Here is a 12,874-nt window from a genome sequence, read left to right as displayed (position 1 = left end):
GTCGTCGTGAGCGAGAAGTTTCGCTGCTAAGACTGCCCTACTTTGAATGTGCGCAAGGACACTTCGGCGCGGGCTGGAGCCAAGTTGTCCTGTGCTTTTAAAGGGCAAGAGAGTGAGAGTATCTGCGTTTCTTCTGGCTGTGGGTCTGTGTGCCGCGGTCATAACGCCCGCCTCGGCGGGCATGTTGAACCAAGCCGAGCAATATGCCGGCCTTCATGAAGGCAAGAACAACAAGACGCTGAAAGCAATTTTGGGCGTCAACCCTCGTAAAACTCCGTGGTGCGGCCACTTCCTCAGCGTTGTTGCCGAGAAATCAGGACGTACCCCGCCGAAATCCTCCGGTTTCGCCAAATCCTGGAAATCCTTCGGTTACGCCGTCCCGGTCGGTGCCGCCAAACCCGGTGACGTTGTGGTGGTCAGGAGCGGCAAGCGATATCACGCAGGCATCCTTAAGAGCATGAGTGGTGCCACTGCTCAAATCCTCGGCGGCAACCAGTCCGGCCGCGTGCAGGTCTCCAACTTCAGCCGCAAGTCCATCGTCTCTGTTCGTCGCTGATCGAGCTTCAGGCTAATATGTGCCCAGGCACACCCACGAAAGCGTGGGTTGCAGCACGGCGCTGACAAGAGAATCTATGGTGGGTTTGACGTCACCCTAGATTCCCTGTCGGCACGCGGACTACGGCTGTTCGCGTGTGCCTGGAGCGGCATCGCGCTGGTCGTCATCTTCCAGATCCGTCGCAACGATAAAAGCATCTTCGTGCTGGCGTGCTGCCTGCCGACGTGCTCTGAGGCTGGTCAGCTCGTCAGGGTCCAACTCCTGCTGATGTTGCGTCAGGTCGCCTTCCGTTTCGAAACGCGCGACATCTTCGTCTTTGATGTCGAGGTGATTCTTCTTGTCGATCGTCGATTTATCGTCGGTCATGGTACGCTCCCATCGATATTGAATGGTTGTCGGGAGGGAAACGGGCAGGGCGCTTCTTCGTTCCTTTTTGTGACCACTCCACCCCGTATGACAAGCCAGTCAGAGCAGCAGCGCAGGAACCAAATAAGAGTGCCGATTGTTTTCCCGATATCAAAAACGGGAGAAGCACCATGCAAGTCGATCGTGAATCCGAAATACGCAACAAGGCCTATGAGAAGTGGGAAAGCGAAGGTCGACGCGATGGCGACCACGAGCGCCACTGGCAAGAGGCAGAATTGGAAATCGATGCGACACGCAACACATCTGTGTTGGGCGTGGAAGATGAAGACGCATCGGGTCAATCGCCTGCCGTCGTCTCTCTGAACCGTGAGCAGTCGCAAGACAATGGTAAGTCCGATGACGAGCTTGAAGAAGGTCTGGAAGACACCTTCCCGGCGAGCGACCCGGTCTCCGCCACATCCACAGCGGTTTCCGGCCGTGCTGGCAAGCGTTGAAACCAACTGGTTTCGATCAAAGCTGGATGTCCGAAGTATTAAGGCGATCGCCACGGCGGTCGCCTTTTTCGTGTGCGATCAGACACCTCCCGGCGACTAAGGTGTCCTAAGGCATGGCCGCGCAAAAGCGTGTCGCGGTTTTGCGATAGCGAAATGCGATAACTAGGACCTAAGATGGAAGAAGCGAATCCGAAAGATCGCGACACGCCTCAGTGGACGGCCGGCTCCTCATCCCCAAGAAAGCTACTGATGCCATCCCGTTCGCAAGTTGCGAGAAATTCTTCCCAGGCGTCCTTGTCAGTGGCGAAGGGCTCGTCCCAGGTCGTCACGTCGTCCTCTTCGGAGATGACCTCAAGCTGCCAGTCCTGCTGCGTTCCAGCAGGGCGGAAGATATCCACGAGCACGGTGATGCCGTCATCCTCGAACTCTCCCGAAAATTCAGAGTGTTCCAACTTTTGTTTTTTGGACATATCAGCCTCCCGCTCCGGTCGGCGCATCGGGCGCCAGATGTTCTTTATATTGGACTGTCTCAGACTGGTTGGTATCGAATTCGCCGGGCGACTTCAGAAGACGTAGACCCGGACCGCCGGCTGCAGATGTCTGATTGTTGTCGATGAAGGAAATTCCGGCCTTCTCCAAAGCAGCACGAAGCCTGTCGCTCAATTCAGGATCAGATCCGCTTTGGCCGCTCTCAAAAGACGCCAGATCCGCTAGATCTATCCCCGCAGCTTCGCCGAGCTTTTCCGGGGACCATTCAAGCATTGCGCGCGCGGCTCTGCATTGCGAAGCGGTAATCGACATATCCGCAGTCTCCATTGCGACAGATGACCGAAGCGGCTGCCTTGATCCTTATTCGTCGTAACGAATATGCGATCGCGTCGCAACGATGTGTACGCTCCAGACGTTTGTGGTCAGAGATTTTTCAGCGGTATTTTGGAGAGATATCTTGCTTACAACGCGGACGATTGTAAAAATGGCTCCCCGGGCCGGATTCGAACCGGCGACCTGTCGATTAACAGTCGAATGCTCTACCGCTGAGCTACCAGGGAACGTGCGCCGCTTGGCGTGGCGTGAGCGGGGTAATACAAACGCTTTGACGATTTGCCAAGCGCTTTTTTCAAAAAAAATGAATTCCTCTTGTTTTATCCACCGAAGGCCCCACGTTTCCGGGCATGACGATGTTGAAAAAATTTCCCCAACCCCTGTCGAGCTGAGGTGATCTGGCGTGAATTTCGGTATTCACCCCAAAACGGGGCGGCTTCACATGGGCAAATGGAGCGTGGCGATGCCGCGCTCTCGTATCGGGCGCATCGTTATCGGCACGGTGCTCGTGATTGGCGGCCTTCTCGGCTTCTTGCCAGTCCTCGGCTTCTGGATGGTTCCGCTCGGCCTTTTGGTCCTGTCTCAGGATCTGCGCTTCGTTCGCCGCAAGCGTCGTCAGTTGGCGATCTGGTGGGAATATCGCAAGCGCGCCCGCCAGGCGCGCCGCGAAGACGCTGAAGGCATCAAGCGCCCGTAAGCGAGTTGCTGAGGCCCTGGCCGGCCCACACCGCCGCATAGGCCAATGCTGCGAAGTAAATCGTCGTCAGCGCGAGAAACAGGTAGCCACCAAGCACGGTCGCTCCGTCACGCTGGATCATGCCCGCGGAGAACAGCAGGATGGCGACCCCCGGCAGGGTGTTCGAGAAGGGGATAAAGCCAAGCGGCATCATTAGCAACAGGCCTGCCACCATGATGGCGATACCGTTCACCCGGTTCATGATCGCACCGGTCGTCAAGGAAAGCAGGCGTGGGCGAATATACTTATCCAGCCAGGACACGATATTGATGCCCTTTTGCAGCGCCGGTACAAGGCGCGCCGTCTCCATCTGCCGATCCAGAATGCGTTTGGGCAACCATGGCAGCCGGTTCAGAATGATGGCGAGGCTAATCATGATGATGGCTGCCCCAAACACCGTGCTGACGCCTGGAATGGAAACGGGGATGAGGAAGGGTAGGGAGGCGATGGCGCACATGAGAAGGAGGCCCTGTTCCCCGATGGCCTCCATCAATTCCCGCAAAGTGATCGTCTTTCCGCCAAGCTGATTGATCAGCTTTTGCAAAACGGAACTGAGATTTTCAGACGTATCTTTGAACGCGAAGTCCTGCGTCATGCCTTCTCCCGAAATCAATTGAACTCCGGGATTGATAGCATTCGAGCCCACAAGTGACTATCCGCAAATGCTCAAGGCATAAGCGGTCAGCGTCACACTTACGGCAATGGACGACTTAATTCGTCAGTGAGAAACCCACTTGTTGTAAGCACCCAATAGAAGAACAACCATCAAGATGCCGAGAATAAACGGGTTCAGTGAAGTAAAGAAATTAACGTAGTCCATAACTGTCTCCTCCTCAGTATGTCCTCGCCCCTCCATTCTACGCCGAATCGGCGGAAGCGCCAGAATAAAAGGAATTGATACTGCGCTGCAGCAAGGGCCGCCGCAGATATCGATAAATGAAAGCATTTTGACCTTTCGCGCCGCAGCAATTTTGTATATCGAGCATGATGATGCTGCGCTGCATCATTTGCCATTCGTGCATTTGATCGGTAAGGCAGGCACGAAAGCCCTGCGAAGTCGCAGCGGCGAAAAGCGCAGGCCGTGGTTGGGCCGACCCGATGCAAAAATCGCTGGATTGAACGGAGAAGAAAATGCTGAAGGGTCTTTATGCCTGGGCGATGAACCTTGCGGCGCGCAAAACCGCCGTCTGGTGGCTGGCCATCATTGCCTTTGTCGAGAGCTCCATCTTCTTCCTGCCAGCAGATGTCCTGTTTCTGCCCATGGTTCTGGCAAAGCCACGCAAGGCGATGTTCTATGCGACGGTCGCGACGGTCGCATCGGTTCTCGGCGGGATCGCCGGGTGGTATCTCGGCCATTACGCCTTCGAAAGCGTTGCTCGTCCGCTCCTGGAGTTCTACGGCAAGCTGGATGCGTTCGAGCATCTGAAGGCCTCGGTCGATTATGAAACGATCGTCCTCCTATTGATCACCTCCGGACTTGCACACCTCCCGCCGATCAAGGTGGTGACGATCCTTTCCGGTGCCGCAAATATCAGCCTTGGGCTTTTCATCGTGACGGCTATCGTGACGCGCGGTGCACGCTTCTTCATTCTGGCGGGTCTTCTGCAGCGTTACGGCGAAAGCATCCGGCACTTCATCGAGAAGCGCCTTGGCATGATCGCAGCACTCGTTGCCAGCGCCCTGATTGCCGTCTACGCCGTCTATATCTTCGTGCGGTGACATCGTCTGCGCCTGCGTGCTCGCAGGTCAGAAACGTTCATCTTGATGTCAGCCTCAGCATCTATCCCTTCCGTCAATAGCAGTTGGAAGATGGATAGAATGCGCAAAAAAATGATCACGCTTGGGAGCGCCTTGGCGGTCTCGCTGCTGAGCTTCTTCGGCTATCTCGGCTTCCTACAGCTTTCCGGGAATTTTCATGAGGTGTTGGCCGGCGAACTCTATCGTTCGAACCAGCCCAGCGCCGAGCAACTGGCGCTTTATGTGAAGCAGCATAACATCAAGACCGTCATCAATTTGCGCGGTAAGAATGATGGCTCGACCTGGTACAAGGACGAGGTTTCCGAGTCTAAAGCGCTCGGCGTAAACCATGTCGATTTCGCGATGTCGGCGCGTGAGACGCTATCGATGGACAAGGCCGAAGCGCTCGTCGAAATCATGCGCACATCGCCAAAACCGATCCTAATTCATTGTCGCTCCGGCTCCGACCGCACAGGCCTCGCCTCCGCGATCTATCTGGGCAAGATCGCCGGTGTCGATCCTGAAACCGCGGAAAAGCAATTGTCCATTCGCTATGGCCATCTGGGTGTGCCGGTCATTTCCGCCGCCTATCCTATGGATGAGAGCTGGGAGCGGATCGAAAATGGTTTGGCGCAAATGTAACTGCAACGACGCATAGTGCCATCGCTGCGATCGGTTGACCTCCATAAATTTCACATCTCGCTTTTGCGCCTTTTTCAAAAGCGGGACTCATCCCGTGTCTGGGAAGGCTTTCGCCAAGACAAAGCCTTCAAGTGGCGGGTCTATTCGTCCTTTACCCGTCTTTCGCTGAAGCACCTTCCTAAGCCAAGCGTGGTAGATTGCGCGAACATTCTGTCGCGGAAAGCCGGGTTAGTCTTGCAGGTTTGGCATCCAATCATAAAAATGTGCGACATGACGTGACGCAACGATCCTCGAATAGAGGTCTTGCCAAACAGGATGCGCCCATGACCAAGTCTCAGATACCCGCCTTACGCCCCACTGCCGCTTGCCTTGCTGTTGGGCTGACCCTTGTGATGAGCTCGGCGGCTGGTGCGGCCGTGACCGGCGATCGCCGCGTGATATCGGAACCGACCTTGCCCACCCAACTCTGCGCCACGCTTTCACCGCAACCAGCGGCGCAAAGTGCACCGGCGCAACAGGTGCTAGATACACAGCGGCTTCAGGCGGCAATCGATGCATGCCCCGCAGGTCAGGCCATCAAGCTGGTCGCCGGTAATGCTGGCGGCCGATTCGTCAGCGGCCCGCTGACAATTCTCTCCGGTGTCACCCTCTGGCTCGACAAGGGCGTCGTATTGGCCGCAGTCGCTGATCCTCAAGCCTATGACCGCGGCAGCGGCACGTGCGGAACGATCGATACGAAAGGGGATGGCTGCCGCCCCTTCCTTCTGTTTGAGAAGACGCAAGGCGCGGCTCTGGTCGGTGACGGCCTCATCGATGGTCAAGGTGGGGAGGTCATGGCCGGCGGCAAGGAGACCTGGTGGCAACTTGCGCGCAGAGCCCAAAGCCAGGGCGGCAAGCAGAACAATCCCCGGCTGATCCAGGTCGATGACGGCGCAGACATCGTTTTCTACCGCGTGACGCTACGCAACGCACCGAATTTTCACATTATACTGAACCGTGTGAAGGGCGCCACGCTTTGGGGCGTGCGCATCGATACACCCGCCGACGCACGCAATACGGATGGCATCGATCCTGCCGGTTCGCAGGATGTGACCATCGCTCACAGCTTCATCCGTGCCGGGGACGACAATATCGCCATCAAGGGCGGGAGCGCTCCGACACGATACGTCTCGATTATAGACAGTCACCTCTACTGGGGCCATGGCCTGTCGATTGGCAGCGAGACCGAATCGGGTGTGAGCAACGTCCTCGTCCAAAACGTCACGATCGACGGCGCGACGTCGGGACTGCGTATCAAGAGCGATATCAGTCGGGGTGGGCTCGTCACTGGCATCCAATATGAGAATGTGTGCCTGCGCGGAAATCTGCGCCCGATCGACTTCGACACGCGTTACGACAAACAGGCTCACGGCTCGGAGATACCGGTTTACCGAGACATTCTGCTGCGCAGTGTAACCGGCGAGACAGGAACGCTGGTTCTCCGAGGCTATGATGCTGCCCACGCGCTCGAAGTGACGTTTGACGGTGTGCGCTTCGATCCCACAGCAAGCTGGCAGATCGACAACGCCACCTTATCGGTTGGCCCGGGTGGCCTCATACCCCACCCCCCCGTAACCCTGTCGCCTGTCACGTCAGCTTCGGCAACACCCGGAAGAGCATTGCCGCCGAATTGCGCGACACGCTGGCTGGATTTCCCCTCGCCGAACTGACGGGCCAGCCTTACCTAACTCTATCGAGATCGCAGTTGAGCAGATCGAGAATATCTCATTGGGGCAAGGCCCAGCGAGACAAACTTAAACCGGTATTTTTGCAAACGAATTTTCTTCAGATAGCAAGTTAGGGTCTGTACAACGGGTGGACTAATTGAGATGTCACTGGCAACTTAAGATTTAACATATGTGGAGGATCCAGATGCTAACCGACGAAGATTTGACGGAGTTGTACTTCCTCCGAGAGAGTGACCGTGTAGAGCGGAAAGCCAGTGCCGCAGACGGCAAAAAAATACGCGATGCTATATGCGCTTTTGGCAACGATCTTCCTAATTATCGTAGGCCGGGCGTTTTGTTCGTTGGTCAAAATGATGATCTTTCTTGCTCTGGATTAGAGATAGATGATGCTTTACTGCTGAAGCTTAGCTCTTGGAGCACGTCCGGTAACATTATGCCAATTCCCAGCGTTACTATTCGTGCTGTCGAATTAGGGGGATGCACAGTAGCTGCGGTGATAGTAGAACCTAGCGACAACCCGCCACTTAGGCACGGGGGAGAAATTCGCATAAGGGTGGGGCCGACGAGGGGGTTAGCAACACCTGAACAGGAGCGCCGTCTAGTTGAGAAGCGCCGCTGGGGTAATCTGCCCTATGACCTTCATCAGGTTCCTCGAGCCACTGTTGCAGATATCGATTTGGTTCGATTTCAAAATGAATATTTGCCGAGCGTGGTATCGAGAGAGCATCTTGATCGGGAAGGCCGCGATCAGCAACAAGAACTTGTGGCTACGCGTGTATGTGGACAAGATGGCCTCCCAACTGTGGCTGGGATACTTTTACTCGGCAAGGACCCGCGAGCCTATTTTCCTGGCGCATATATCGATTGGAGAGTTGTAAGGGGAACATCGGCGACAGATGAGACCGTGGATACAAAAGAAATTAGCGGCTCGTTGTTCGATCAAGTTCGTCGCATAGAGGAATTGATATCCGCGACCAATAAAAGCGCCTTGGCGTTGGAGGATGATAGGCACACTAGACGAGAGACGCTGCCATCAAGAACGTTGCAGCAACTTGTCCGGAACGCAATAATGCACCGCAATTATGAGGCCACAAACGCACCCATCCGAGTGACTTGGTATACCGACAAAGTCGAAATACTTAGCCCCGGAGGGCCCTACGGCGCGGTAACGAGAGAAAACTTTGGACAAGGTGCGACAGACTATCGAAATCCAACCATAGCCCAAGCGTTTAAATCATACGGATTTGTGGAGCGTTTCGGAATTGGTATTCCTCTGGCGAGAGAGGCTCTTTCACAGACAGGGGCCGGTGAACTCATTTTCGAAGTAAACGACACGTACACGAACGTAACCATAAGGCATGGGCAATGAAGGTAATCGCGTTTTTCAACAACAAAGGTGGAGTGGGTAAAACAACCCTCATTTATCATGTTGGTCACATGCTAGCAGATCAGGGATATAGGGTTGTCATGGCAGACCTTGACCCTCAGTCAAATTTGACAGCAATGTCGTTGACCGTATCTGATCTCGTTTTGATTGAAGACGATCAAGTCAATACAATTTACGATAGCGTGGCGCCGGTGATTGCTTCAGGTAGTGACGTATTTCCTGTCTACATCGAAGTTACCGAGAATCTAGCTCTCATACCTGGCGATTTAGAGCTATCGAACATTGAGGACGCGCTTTCCCGCGAATGGACGCAGTGTTTATCTGATAGTGCACTTGATCGTGAAAGGGCGTTCGCTGTTACGACCTCATTGGCAAGAACGGTAAAAGTCTCAGCCGAAGATTACGATGCCGACTACGTGCTGCTCGATGTAGGGCCTAATCTAGGTGCAATTAATCGGTCGGCACTGCTGCTAGCAGATTTCGTTATCGTTCCGGTCGCTCCAGACGTCTTCTCTCTGAAAGGTCTCAGTAACGTCGGGAAAGGTTTAATGGAATGGCGAAAGGGGTGGCTCCGCCGCAGAGAAAACGCTCCTAAGGGCGATTGGCCAGTTGGTGAAATGGACCCGCTAGGGTACGTCGTTTCTCGCTTCTCCATTTATGCTGGAGAGCGTGCGATACATTTTCGAAGGTGGATTGATCGAGTGCCCCGGATTTTTCACGGAGAGGTTCTCCGCGACAGTACCAACTATTCAGGCACAATTGACGATGACCCCGCGAAACTCGCTTGGCTCAAAGACTATCGGTCACTAATGCCTATGGCTATGGAAGCCAATAAGCCTATCTTCAGATTAAAACCTTCAGACGGGGCCATTGGAGGTCACCAATCGGCAGTCACGGGGTCATATGACGACTTTCACGACCTTGCTTCATCGATCGTTACGAAGATCGGGAACGAAGACCTGATTTGAAATTATTGATATCTAAGGATCGCCATTTTCAGGAAGAGAACAGATAAGAAACTTGGTGGGACTTCGCGCAGGGAAAGTCCCACCGGTGGGATATTTTTGCTGATTTGTTCTCTTTTTCTTTTCAGGGGGCTTGCTTCCAGAATGCCGAAAGTCTAAGTGGTGCATGCCTTTACGGCACGTCGGAGCGTAGCGCAGCCCGGTAGCGCACTTGACTGGGGGTCAAGGGGTCGCAGGTTCAAGTCCTGTCGCTCCGACCATTTTTGAGGTTCTCCCCAAGCCTCGATTTTTCTGAGAAATACCTTAGGATCAGCCCTTTGACCATCTTCGCATGGAGATGGCGCGGCTCTTTATTGTCACCCATCAATCCACTGAACCGTTCATTTTTGAATTTTCTAATGGAACGCTCAAGCGGGCGACGTGTTAGTCCATCGTAACAAGACGAGGTGTCGCTGGGGATGCTTCGAAAGAGATGGAGAGAGAAATGAACAGCATTATCTATATTGTCGGTCTGGTTGTAGTCGTTGGCATGATCCTGTCTTTCGTAGGCTTGGCCTGACAGGACAGGCGTCTCTAATTTGTATGAGGCGCCGATGCGCGCGAGGTAGCGCAGCAAGATAGTGTGCTGCGCCCCTCCCGAAGACGATCAGTTTTCCTGAACGGACACGCCGTTTGGTCCGATATTCATTTCGATACCCTTAGGCTTCGACTCTTCGTGCCACACATAGATGCCAAGAGCGGCGACGAGTACGACCAGCGCGCCAATGATGAAGTAGAGATTGTTAGACCGCGTCATTCGGATTTCCCCTGAAAATGAAGATGTACGGCTGAACAACGCGGAAAATCCTGCCCGGTTCCACCGGGTAGGTGGTAATCGGCTACAGGTCCGTCAGTATGCGTTTTCTGACTTCAACAGGCGGATCGGTGTCAGGAAAAGAATCTTGAGGTCAAGCCAAAGAGACCAGTTTTCAATATAGTAGAGATCGAAAGCGGTGCGCTGCTTGATCTTGTCGCTGTTGTCGATTTCGCCGCGCCAGCCGTTGATCTGTGCCCAACCTGTAACGCCTGGCTTGACCTTGTGACGGGCGAAATAGTGTTCCACGACCTCGGTATATTTCAGGTCGCCCGTCTGGGCATGGACGGCGTGTGGCCGGGGACCGACGAGGGACAGATCTCCCGCCAACACGTTGAAAAACTGAGGCAGTTCGTCCAGCGAGGACTTGCGTAGGAAACGTCCCACCGGCGTGACGCGCGGGTCATTCTTGGTCACCGCCTTGACAGCGCTCGGATCGCTCATTTCGGTATACATCGACCGGAACTTCCAGACGTTGATGGTCTCGTTATTGAAGCCGTGGCGCTTCTGCCTGAAGAACACCGGACCTTTCGACGTTGATTTAACCGCGATCGCGGCTCCGATCATCACCGGCCAGAGCAGAAGCAGAGCGATGACGCTGAAGAGAATGTCGAACATCCGTTTCGCCACGCCGTCCCAGTCCCGAATGGGCTTGTCCACGACGTCGAGCATAGGCACGCCGCCATCGCGGGAATAGGAACGGGGTCTGAAACGCAGCTTGTTGGCATGGGCCGCAATGCGAATATCGACGGGCAGCACCCAAAGCGTTCGAAGAAGCTCCATGATGCGCGCTTCGGCGCTGATGGGTAGCGCGATGATCAGCATATCGAGTTTCGTCAGTCGCGCGAACTCGACTAGTTCTCCGAACGTGCCAAGCTTCGGGTAACCTGCGACGATATCGGGCGAGCGGTTACCGGTGCGGTCGTCGAAAATACCGCAGATACGGATATCGTTATCGTGGCGTTCCAGAGAGCGGATCAGATCTTTGGCTGCCTGACCCCCGCCGACGATGACGGCGCGGCGTTCCATGACCCCGTTGCGGCCCCAGTGCCGGATAGCGAGCCCGACGATCGATCGTTCCAGAAGAAGAAAGACTGATCCCGCGGCGACCCACCAGGCAAAGCCTGCCCAGGAGTAGCCATCCTCCCGTAACAACATGTACATTGCGCCAGCTGTCACGGCGCATGCGGTGACGTATGAACCGACGATGCGCGCGGCCATGGCTAGAGGGCGGCGCAGTGAGGGGAGCTGGTAGGTATCGGTCAGCTGAAGCAGAAGAGCGGTGAAACCTGCGTTAAAGAGGCAGGTGACGACAAGCGCCAGATGAACCCTCCAGCTGCCGGAGATTTCCATGCCGTTGAGGACGAGCGCAATGATCGAAAGGCCGACGAACTCGAAAAGGCGCAGCTGACCGATCACCATATTCGGTGAGTGGCTAGTATCGCGAAGTTGATTGGCGACCTGCCGGGCGAGGGGATTGAGGGTCGGCTTATTGCCGTCGCCTGCCGCTTTCTGAGAGAGCTGCAACCGCACGACATCGAGATCGGAGCTTCGTCCGTCTCTTTCTTGATCGCCCATAGACTTATCCCGTCATCATTTTTCAGATACAGATAAGCCATAGATACTAAAAGAAGCGTTGACGACTGCCATGCAAGGAATCGCTTCACACTTTTGATTTCACTGAAGCGCTGACAAGAAGTATCAGGCCGCTACAGCAGTAAAGGGGGCGGGATACGCAATACCAGTTTACCCGCAACTATGGACAGAGGCTTAGGCTGCCGGATCGGCGCCTGCCGCTTCTGCCGCTGAACTTGAATTTCTGGCTTTAGCTTTGGTGAAGCCAGGGAGCGCTACGACGCAGTTTCCTCAAAAGAAACGTTCCCGCACATAGATGGTGTCGCCCCCCAGCACAGGTGCTGAGATCAACACGCGTCCGGTGCTGACGTCTGCATTGAGTTTACGCGTCACATCGACGTCGCGCTGGTTTGCGCGTGAGGTGAAGCCGCCCGCAATGGCAATGGCGTTCTGGATCGTCATGCCGGGGACGTAGGAATATTGCCCCGGTCTGCCCACTTCACCCATGACGAAGATCGGGCGATAGCGATCGACCTCGATGCTGACATCGGGATTGCGCAAATAGCCTTTGCGGAGCTGGGCGGCGAGCGCTGCTTCAACCTGCTTGGCCGTTCGGCCGCGTGCCGGAATTTGCCCGACGAGCGGGAAGGCGATGTAGCCCGCCTGGTCGACAGTGTAGGTGTTGGTGAGGCCGGCTTGATCGAAAACGGTAACGCGCAACCTGTCGCCGCTATCCAGACGATAGGGCTGGAGGGCAGCGGCATTGATGGCGGAGGGCGCGGGTTGATAGGCAGCGCAACCACCAAGCGTCATCGTCGCGGCGAGGGCAAAAGCTGATATCAAACGTGGGATGGCGAAATTCATTCGCAATCATGCTCCGGGGACATTTCTTGACCCCAGTTATCCGTTCGTCATGGTTAATTCCGGGTAAAGAAAACTTTTTTTGGAAGAATTTCCCTTAAGACCGTCGGAAGTTCCGCGTGGCGTCGACTGTTTAACGCTTGGGTTACTGCG

At 55.1% G+C, this 12,874-nt stretch carries 16 protein-coding genes and 2 tRNA genes; 9 read left to right on the top strand and 9 right to left on the bottom strand.

The features are described 5' to 3' along the window. The first annotated feature begins 112 nt into the window (after positions 1 to 112). A complete protein-coding gene (locus ACTJK5_RS06840; RefSeq protein WP_111847849.1) occupies positions 113 to 556 on the top strand; it encodes a TIGR02594 family protein in 444 nt (147 codons plus the stop codon). A 120-nt stretch (positions 557 to 676) separates the two neighbouring features. On the opposite strand, the gene ACTJK5_RS06835 is transcribed toward ACTJK5_RS06840, so the two are convergent. Next, positions 677 to 922, bottom strand: a complete 246-nt coding sequence (locus ACTJK5_RS06835) for a hypothetical protein (protein WP_062425570.1) — start codon at positions 920 to 922, stop codon at positions 677 to 679. 170 nt (positions 923 to 1,092) lie between these two features. On the opposite strand from ACTJK5_RS06835, the gene ACTJK5_RS06830 reads away from it, so the two are divergent. Further along, positions 1,093 to 1,416: a DUF2934 domain-containing protein gene (locus tag ACTJK5_RS06830; RefSeq protein ID WP_440612058.1), complete on the top strand. Its 324-nt coding sequence runs from the start codon at positions 1,093 to 1,095 to the stop codon at positions 1,414 to 1,416. Positions 1,417 to 1,625: 209 nt separating this feature from the next. On the opposite strand, the gene ACTJK5_RS06825 is transcribed toward ACTJK5_RS06830, so the two are convergent. The 3 genes from ACTJK5_RS06825 to ACTJK5_RS06815 all read right to left on the bottom strand — a co-directional run bounded on the left by ACTJK5_RS06825 (position 1,626) and on the right by ACTJK5_RS06815 (position 2,465). Next, positions 1,626 to 1,886 carry a hypothetical protein gene (locus tag ACTJK5_RS06825; RefSeq protein ID WP_440612057.1) on the bottom strand — a complete coding sequence of 87 codons (261 nt, stop codon included), beginning with the start codon at positions 1,884 to 1,886 and terminating at the stop codon, positions 1,626 to 1,628. Position 1,887: 1 nt separating this feature from the next. Continuing rightward, on the bottom strand, positions 1,888 to 2,178 hold the full coding sequence (locus tag ACTJK5_RS06820; protein WP_440612056.1) for an XRE family transcriptional regulator: 291 nt from the start codon (positions 2,176 to 2,178) through the stop codon (positions 1,888 to 1,890). A gap of 212 nt (positions 2,179 to 2,390) precedes the next feature. Further along, positions 2,391 to 2,465 (bottom strand) — tRNA-Asn (locus tag ACTJK5_RS06815). A 176-nt stretch (positions 2,466 to 2,641) separates the two neighbouring features. Here ACTJK5_RS06815 and ACTJK5_RS06810 point away from each other — a divergent pair. Then, positions 2,642 to 2,935 carry a PGPGW domain-containing protein gene (locus ACTJK5_RS06810; protein WP_440612055.1) on the top strand — a complete coding sequence of 98 codons (294 nt, stop codon included), beginning with the start codon at positions 2,642 to 2,644 and terminating at the stop codon, positions 2,933 to 2,935. Here the strand turns inward: ACTJK5_RS06810 and ACTJK5_RS06805 are convergent. Next, positions 2,922 to 3,569 carry an exopolysaccharide biosynthesis protein gene (locus ACTJK5_RS06805; RefSeq protein ID WP_062425565.1) on the bottom strand — a complete coding sequence of 216 codons (648 nt, stop codon included), beginning with the start codon at positions 3,567 to 3,569 and terminating at the stop codon, positions 2,922 to 2,924. The two genes, ACTJK5_RS06810 and ACTJK5_RS06805, sit on opposite strands and share 14 nt — an antisense overlap. Positions 3,570 to 4,105: 536 nt before the next feature. Here ACTJK5_RS06805 and ACTJK5_RS06800 point away from each other — a divergent pair. The 6 genes from ACTJK5_RS06800 to ACTJK5_RS06775 all read left to right on the top strand — a co-directional run bounded on the left by ACTJK5_RS06800 (position 4,106) and on the right by ACTJK5_RS06775 (position 9,692). Next, positions 4,106 to 4,693 (top strand): YqaA family protein, encoded by a 588-nt coding sequence (locus tag ACTJK5_RS06800; protein WP_062425564.1) that lies wholly within the window; start codon positions 4,106 to 4,108, stop codon positions 4,691 to 4,693. Positions 4,694 to 4,825: 132 nt separating this feature from the next. Continuing rightward, complete coding sequence (locus ACTJK5_RS06795; RefSeq protein ID WP_440612571.1) at positions 4,826 to 5,353, top strand: dual specificity protein phosphatase family protein; 528 nt, start codon at positions 4,826 to 4,828, stop codon at positions 5,351 to 5,353. 323 nt (positions 5,354 to 5,676) lie between these two features. Continuing rightward, positions 5,677 to 7,062 (top strand): glycoside hydrolase family 28 protein, encoded by a 1,386-nt coding sequence (locus ACTJK5_RS06790; RefSeq protein WP_440612054.1) that lies wholly within the window; start codon positions 5,677 to 5,679, stop codon positions 7,060 to 7,062. 202 nt (positions 7,063 to 7,264) lie between these two features. Further along, a complete protein-coding gene (locus tag ACTJK5_RS06785) occupies positions 7,265 to 8,449 on the top strand; it encodes an ATP-binding protein (protein ID WP_440612053.1) in 1,185 nt (394 codons plus the stop codon). Next, entirely contained in the window at positions 8,446 to 9,435 is a 990-nt protein-coding gene (locus ACTJK5_RS06780; protein ID WP_440612052.1) for a ParA family protein, read from the top strand. The genes ACTJK5_RS06785 and ACTJK5_RS06780 overlap by 4 nt, the downstream gene beginning before the upstream one ends. 180 nt (positions 9,436 to 9,615) lie before the next feature. Then, positions 9,616 to 9,692, top strand: a tRNA-Pro gene (locus tag ACTJK5_RS06775). Here ACTJK5_RS06775 and ACTJK5_RS06770 read toward each other — a convergent pair. From ACTJK5_RS06770 to ACTJK5_RS06755, 4 genes are all read right to left on the bottom strand, one after another. Then, positions 9,671 to 10,048, bottom strand: a complete 378-nt coding sequence (locus tag ACTJK5_RS06770) for a hypothetical protein (protein WP_440612051.1) — start codon at positions 10,046 to 10,048, stop codon at positions 9,671 to 9,673. The genes ACTJK5_RS06775 and ACTJK5_RS06770 overlap by 22 nt on opposite strands. A gap of 30 nt (positions 10,049 to 10,078) precedes the next feature. After that, entirely contained in the window at positions 10,079 to 10,228 is a 150-nt protein-coding gene (locus ACTJK5_RS06765; protein ID WP_111847855.1) for a hypothetical protein, read from the bottom strand. Between the two features lie 93 nt (positions 10,229 to 10,321). Beyond that, the gene (locus ACTJK5_RS06760) at positions 10,322 to 11,638 is read right to left on the bottom strand and encodes an undecaprenyl-phosphate glucose phosphotransferase (RefSeq protein WP_440612570.1); all 1,317 of its coding nucleotides are present in this window, start codon (positions 11,636 to 11,638) and stop codon (positions 10,322 to 10,324) included. A 513-nt stretch (positions 11,639 to 12,151) separates the two neighbouring features. Further along, positions 12,152 to 12,724 carry a polysaccharide biosynthesis/export family protein gene (locus ACTJK5_RS06755; RefSeq protein ID WP_440612050.1) on the bottom strand — a complete coding sequence of 191 codons (573 nt, stop codon included), beginning with the start codon at positions 12,722 to 12,724 and terminating at the stop codon, positions 12,152 to 12,154. Between the last annotated feature and the right edge of the window lie 150 nt (positions 12,725 to 12,874).

It is taken from the genome of Agrobacterium sp. 22094 (assembly GCF_052046015.1).
Classification (GTDB): Bacteria; Pseudomonadota; Alphaproteobacteria; order Rhizobiales; family Rhizobiaceae; genus Agrobacterium; species Agrobacterium cavarae.
The sequence above is the reverse complement of the archived record's forward strand: the minus strand, read 5'-3'. Positions and strand labels throughout refer to the sequence as shown.

What these genes read in the sequence shown, in the direction of transcription:
- ACTJK5_RS06835 (WP_062425570.1), bottom strand. Translation starts at nt 922, where the DNA reads ATGACCGACGATAAATCGACGATCGACAAGAAGAATCACCTCGACATC.
- ACTJK5_RS06830 (WP_440612058.1), top strand. Translation starts at nt 1,093, where the DNA reads ATGCAAGTCGATCGTGAATCCGAAATACGCAACAAGGCCTATGAGAAG.
- ACTJK5_RS06825 (WP_440612057.1), bottom strand. Translation starts at nt 1,886, where the DNA reads ATGTCCAAAAAACAAAAGTTGGAACACTCTGAATTTTCGGGAGAGTTC.
- ACTJK5_RS06820 (WP_440612056.1), bottom strand. Translation starts at nt 2,178, where the DNA reads ATGCTTGAATGGTCCCCGGAAAAGCTCGGCGAAGCTGCGGGGATAGAT.
- ACTJK5_RS06805 (WP_062425565.1), bottom strand. Translation starts at nt 3,569, where the DNA reads ATGACGCAGGACTTCGCGTTCAAAGATACGTCTGAAAATCTCAGTTCC.
- ACTJK5_RS06800 (WP_062425564.1), top strand. Translation starts at nt 4,106, where the DNA reads ATGCTGAAGGGTCTTTATGCCTGGGCGATGAACCTTGCGGCGCGCAAA.
- ACTJK5_RS06790 (WP_440612054.1), top strand. Translation starts at nt 5,677, where the DNA reads ATGACCAAGTCTCAGATACCCGCCTTACGCCCCACTGCCGCTTGCCTT.
- ACTJK5_RS06785 (WP_440612053.1), top strand. Translation starts at nt 7,265, where the DNA reads ATGCTAACCGACGAAGATTTGACGGAGTTGTACTTCCTCCGAGAGAGT.
- ACTJK5_RS06780 (WP_440612052.1), top strand. Translation starts at nt 8,446, where the DNA reads ATGAAGGTAATCGCGTTTTTCAACAACAAAGGTGGAGTGGGTAAAACA.
- ACTJK5_RS06765 (WP_111847855.1), bottom strand. Translation starts at nt 10,228, where the DNA reads ATGACGCGGTCTAACAATCTCTACTTCATCATTGGCGCGCTGGTCGTA.
- ACTJK5_RS06760 (WP_440612570.1), bottom strand. Translation starts at nt 11,638, where the DNA reads ATGGAAATCTCCGGCAGCTGGAGGGTTCATCTGGCGCTTGTCGTCACC.
- ACTJK5_RS06755 (WP_440612050.1), bottom strand. Translation starts at nt 12,724, where the DNA reads ATGAATTTCGCCATCCCACGTTTGATATCAGCTTTTGCCCTCGCCGCG.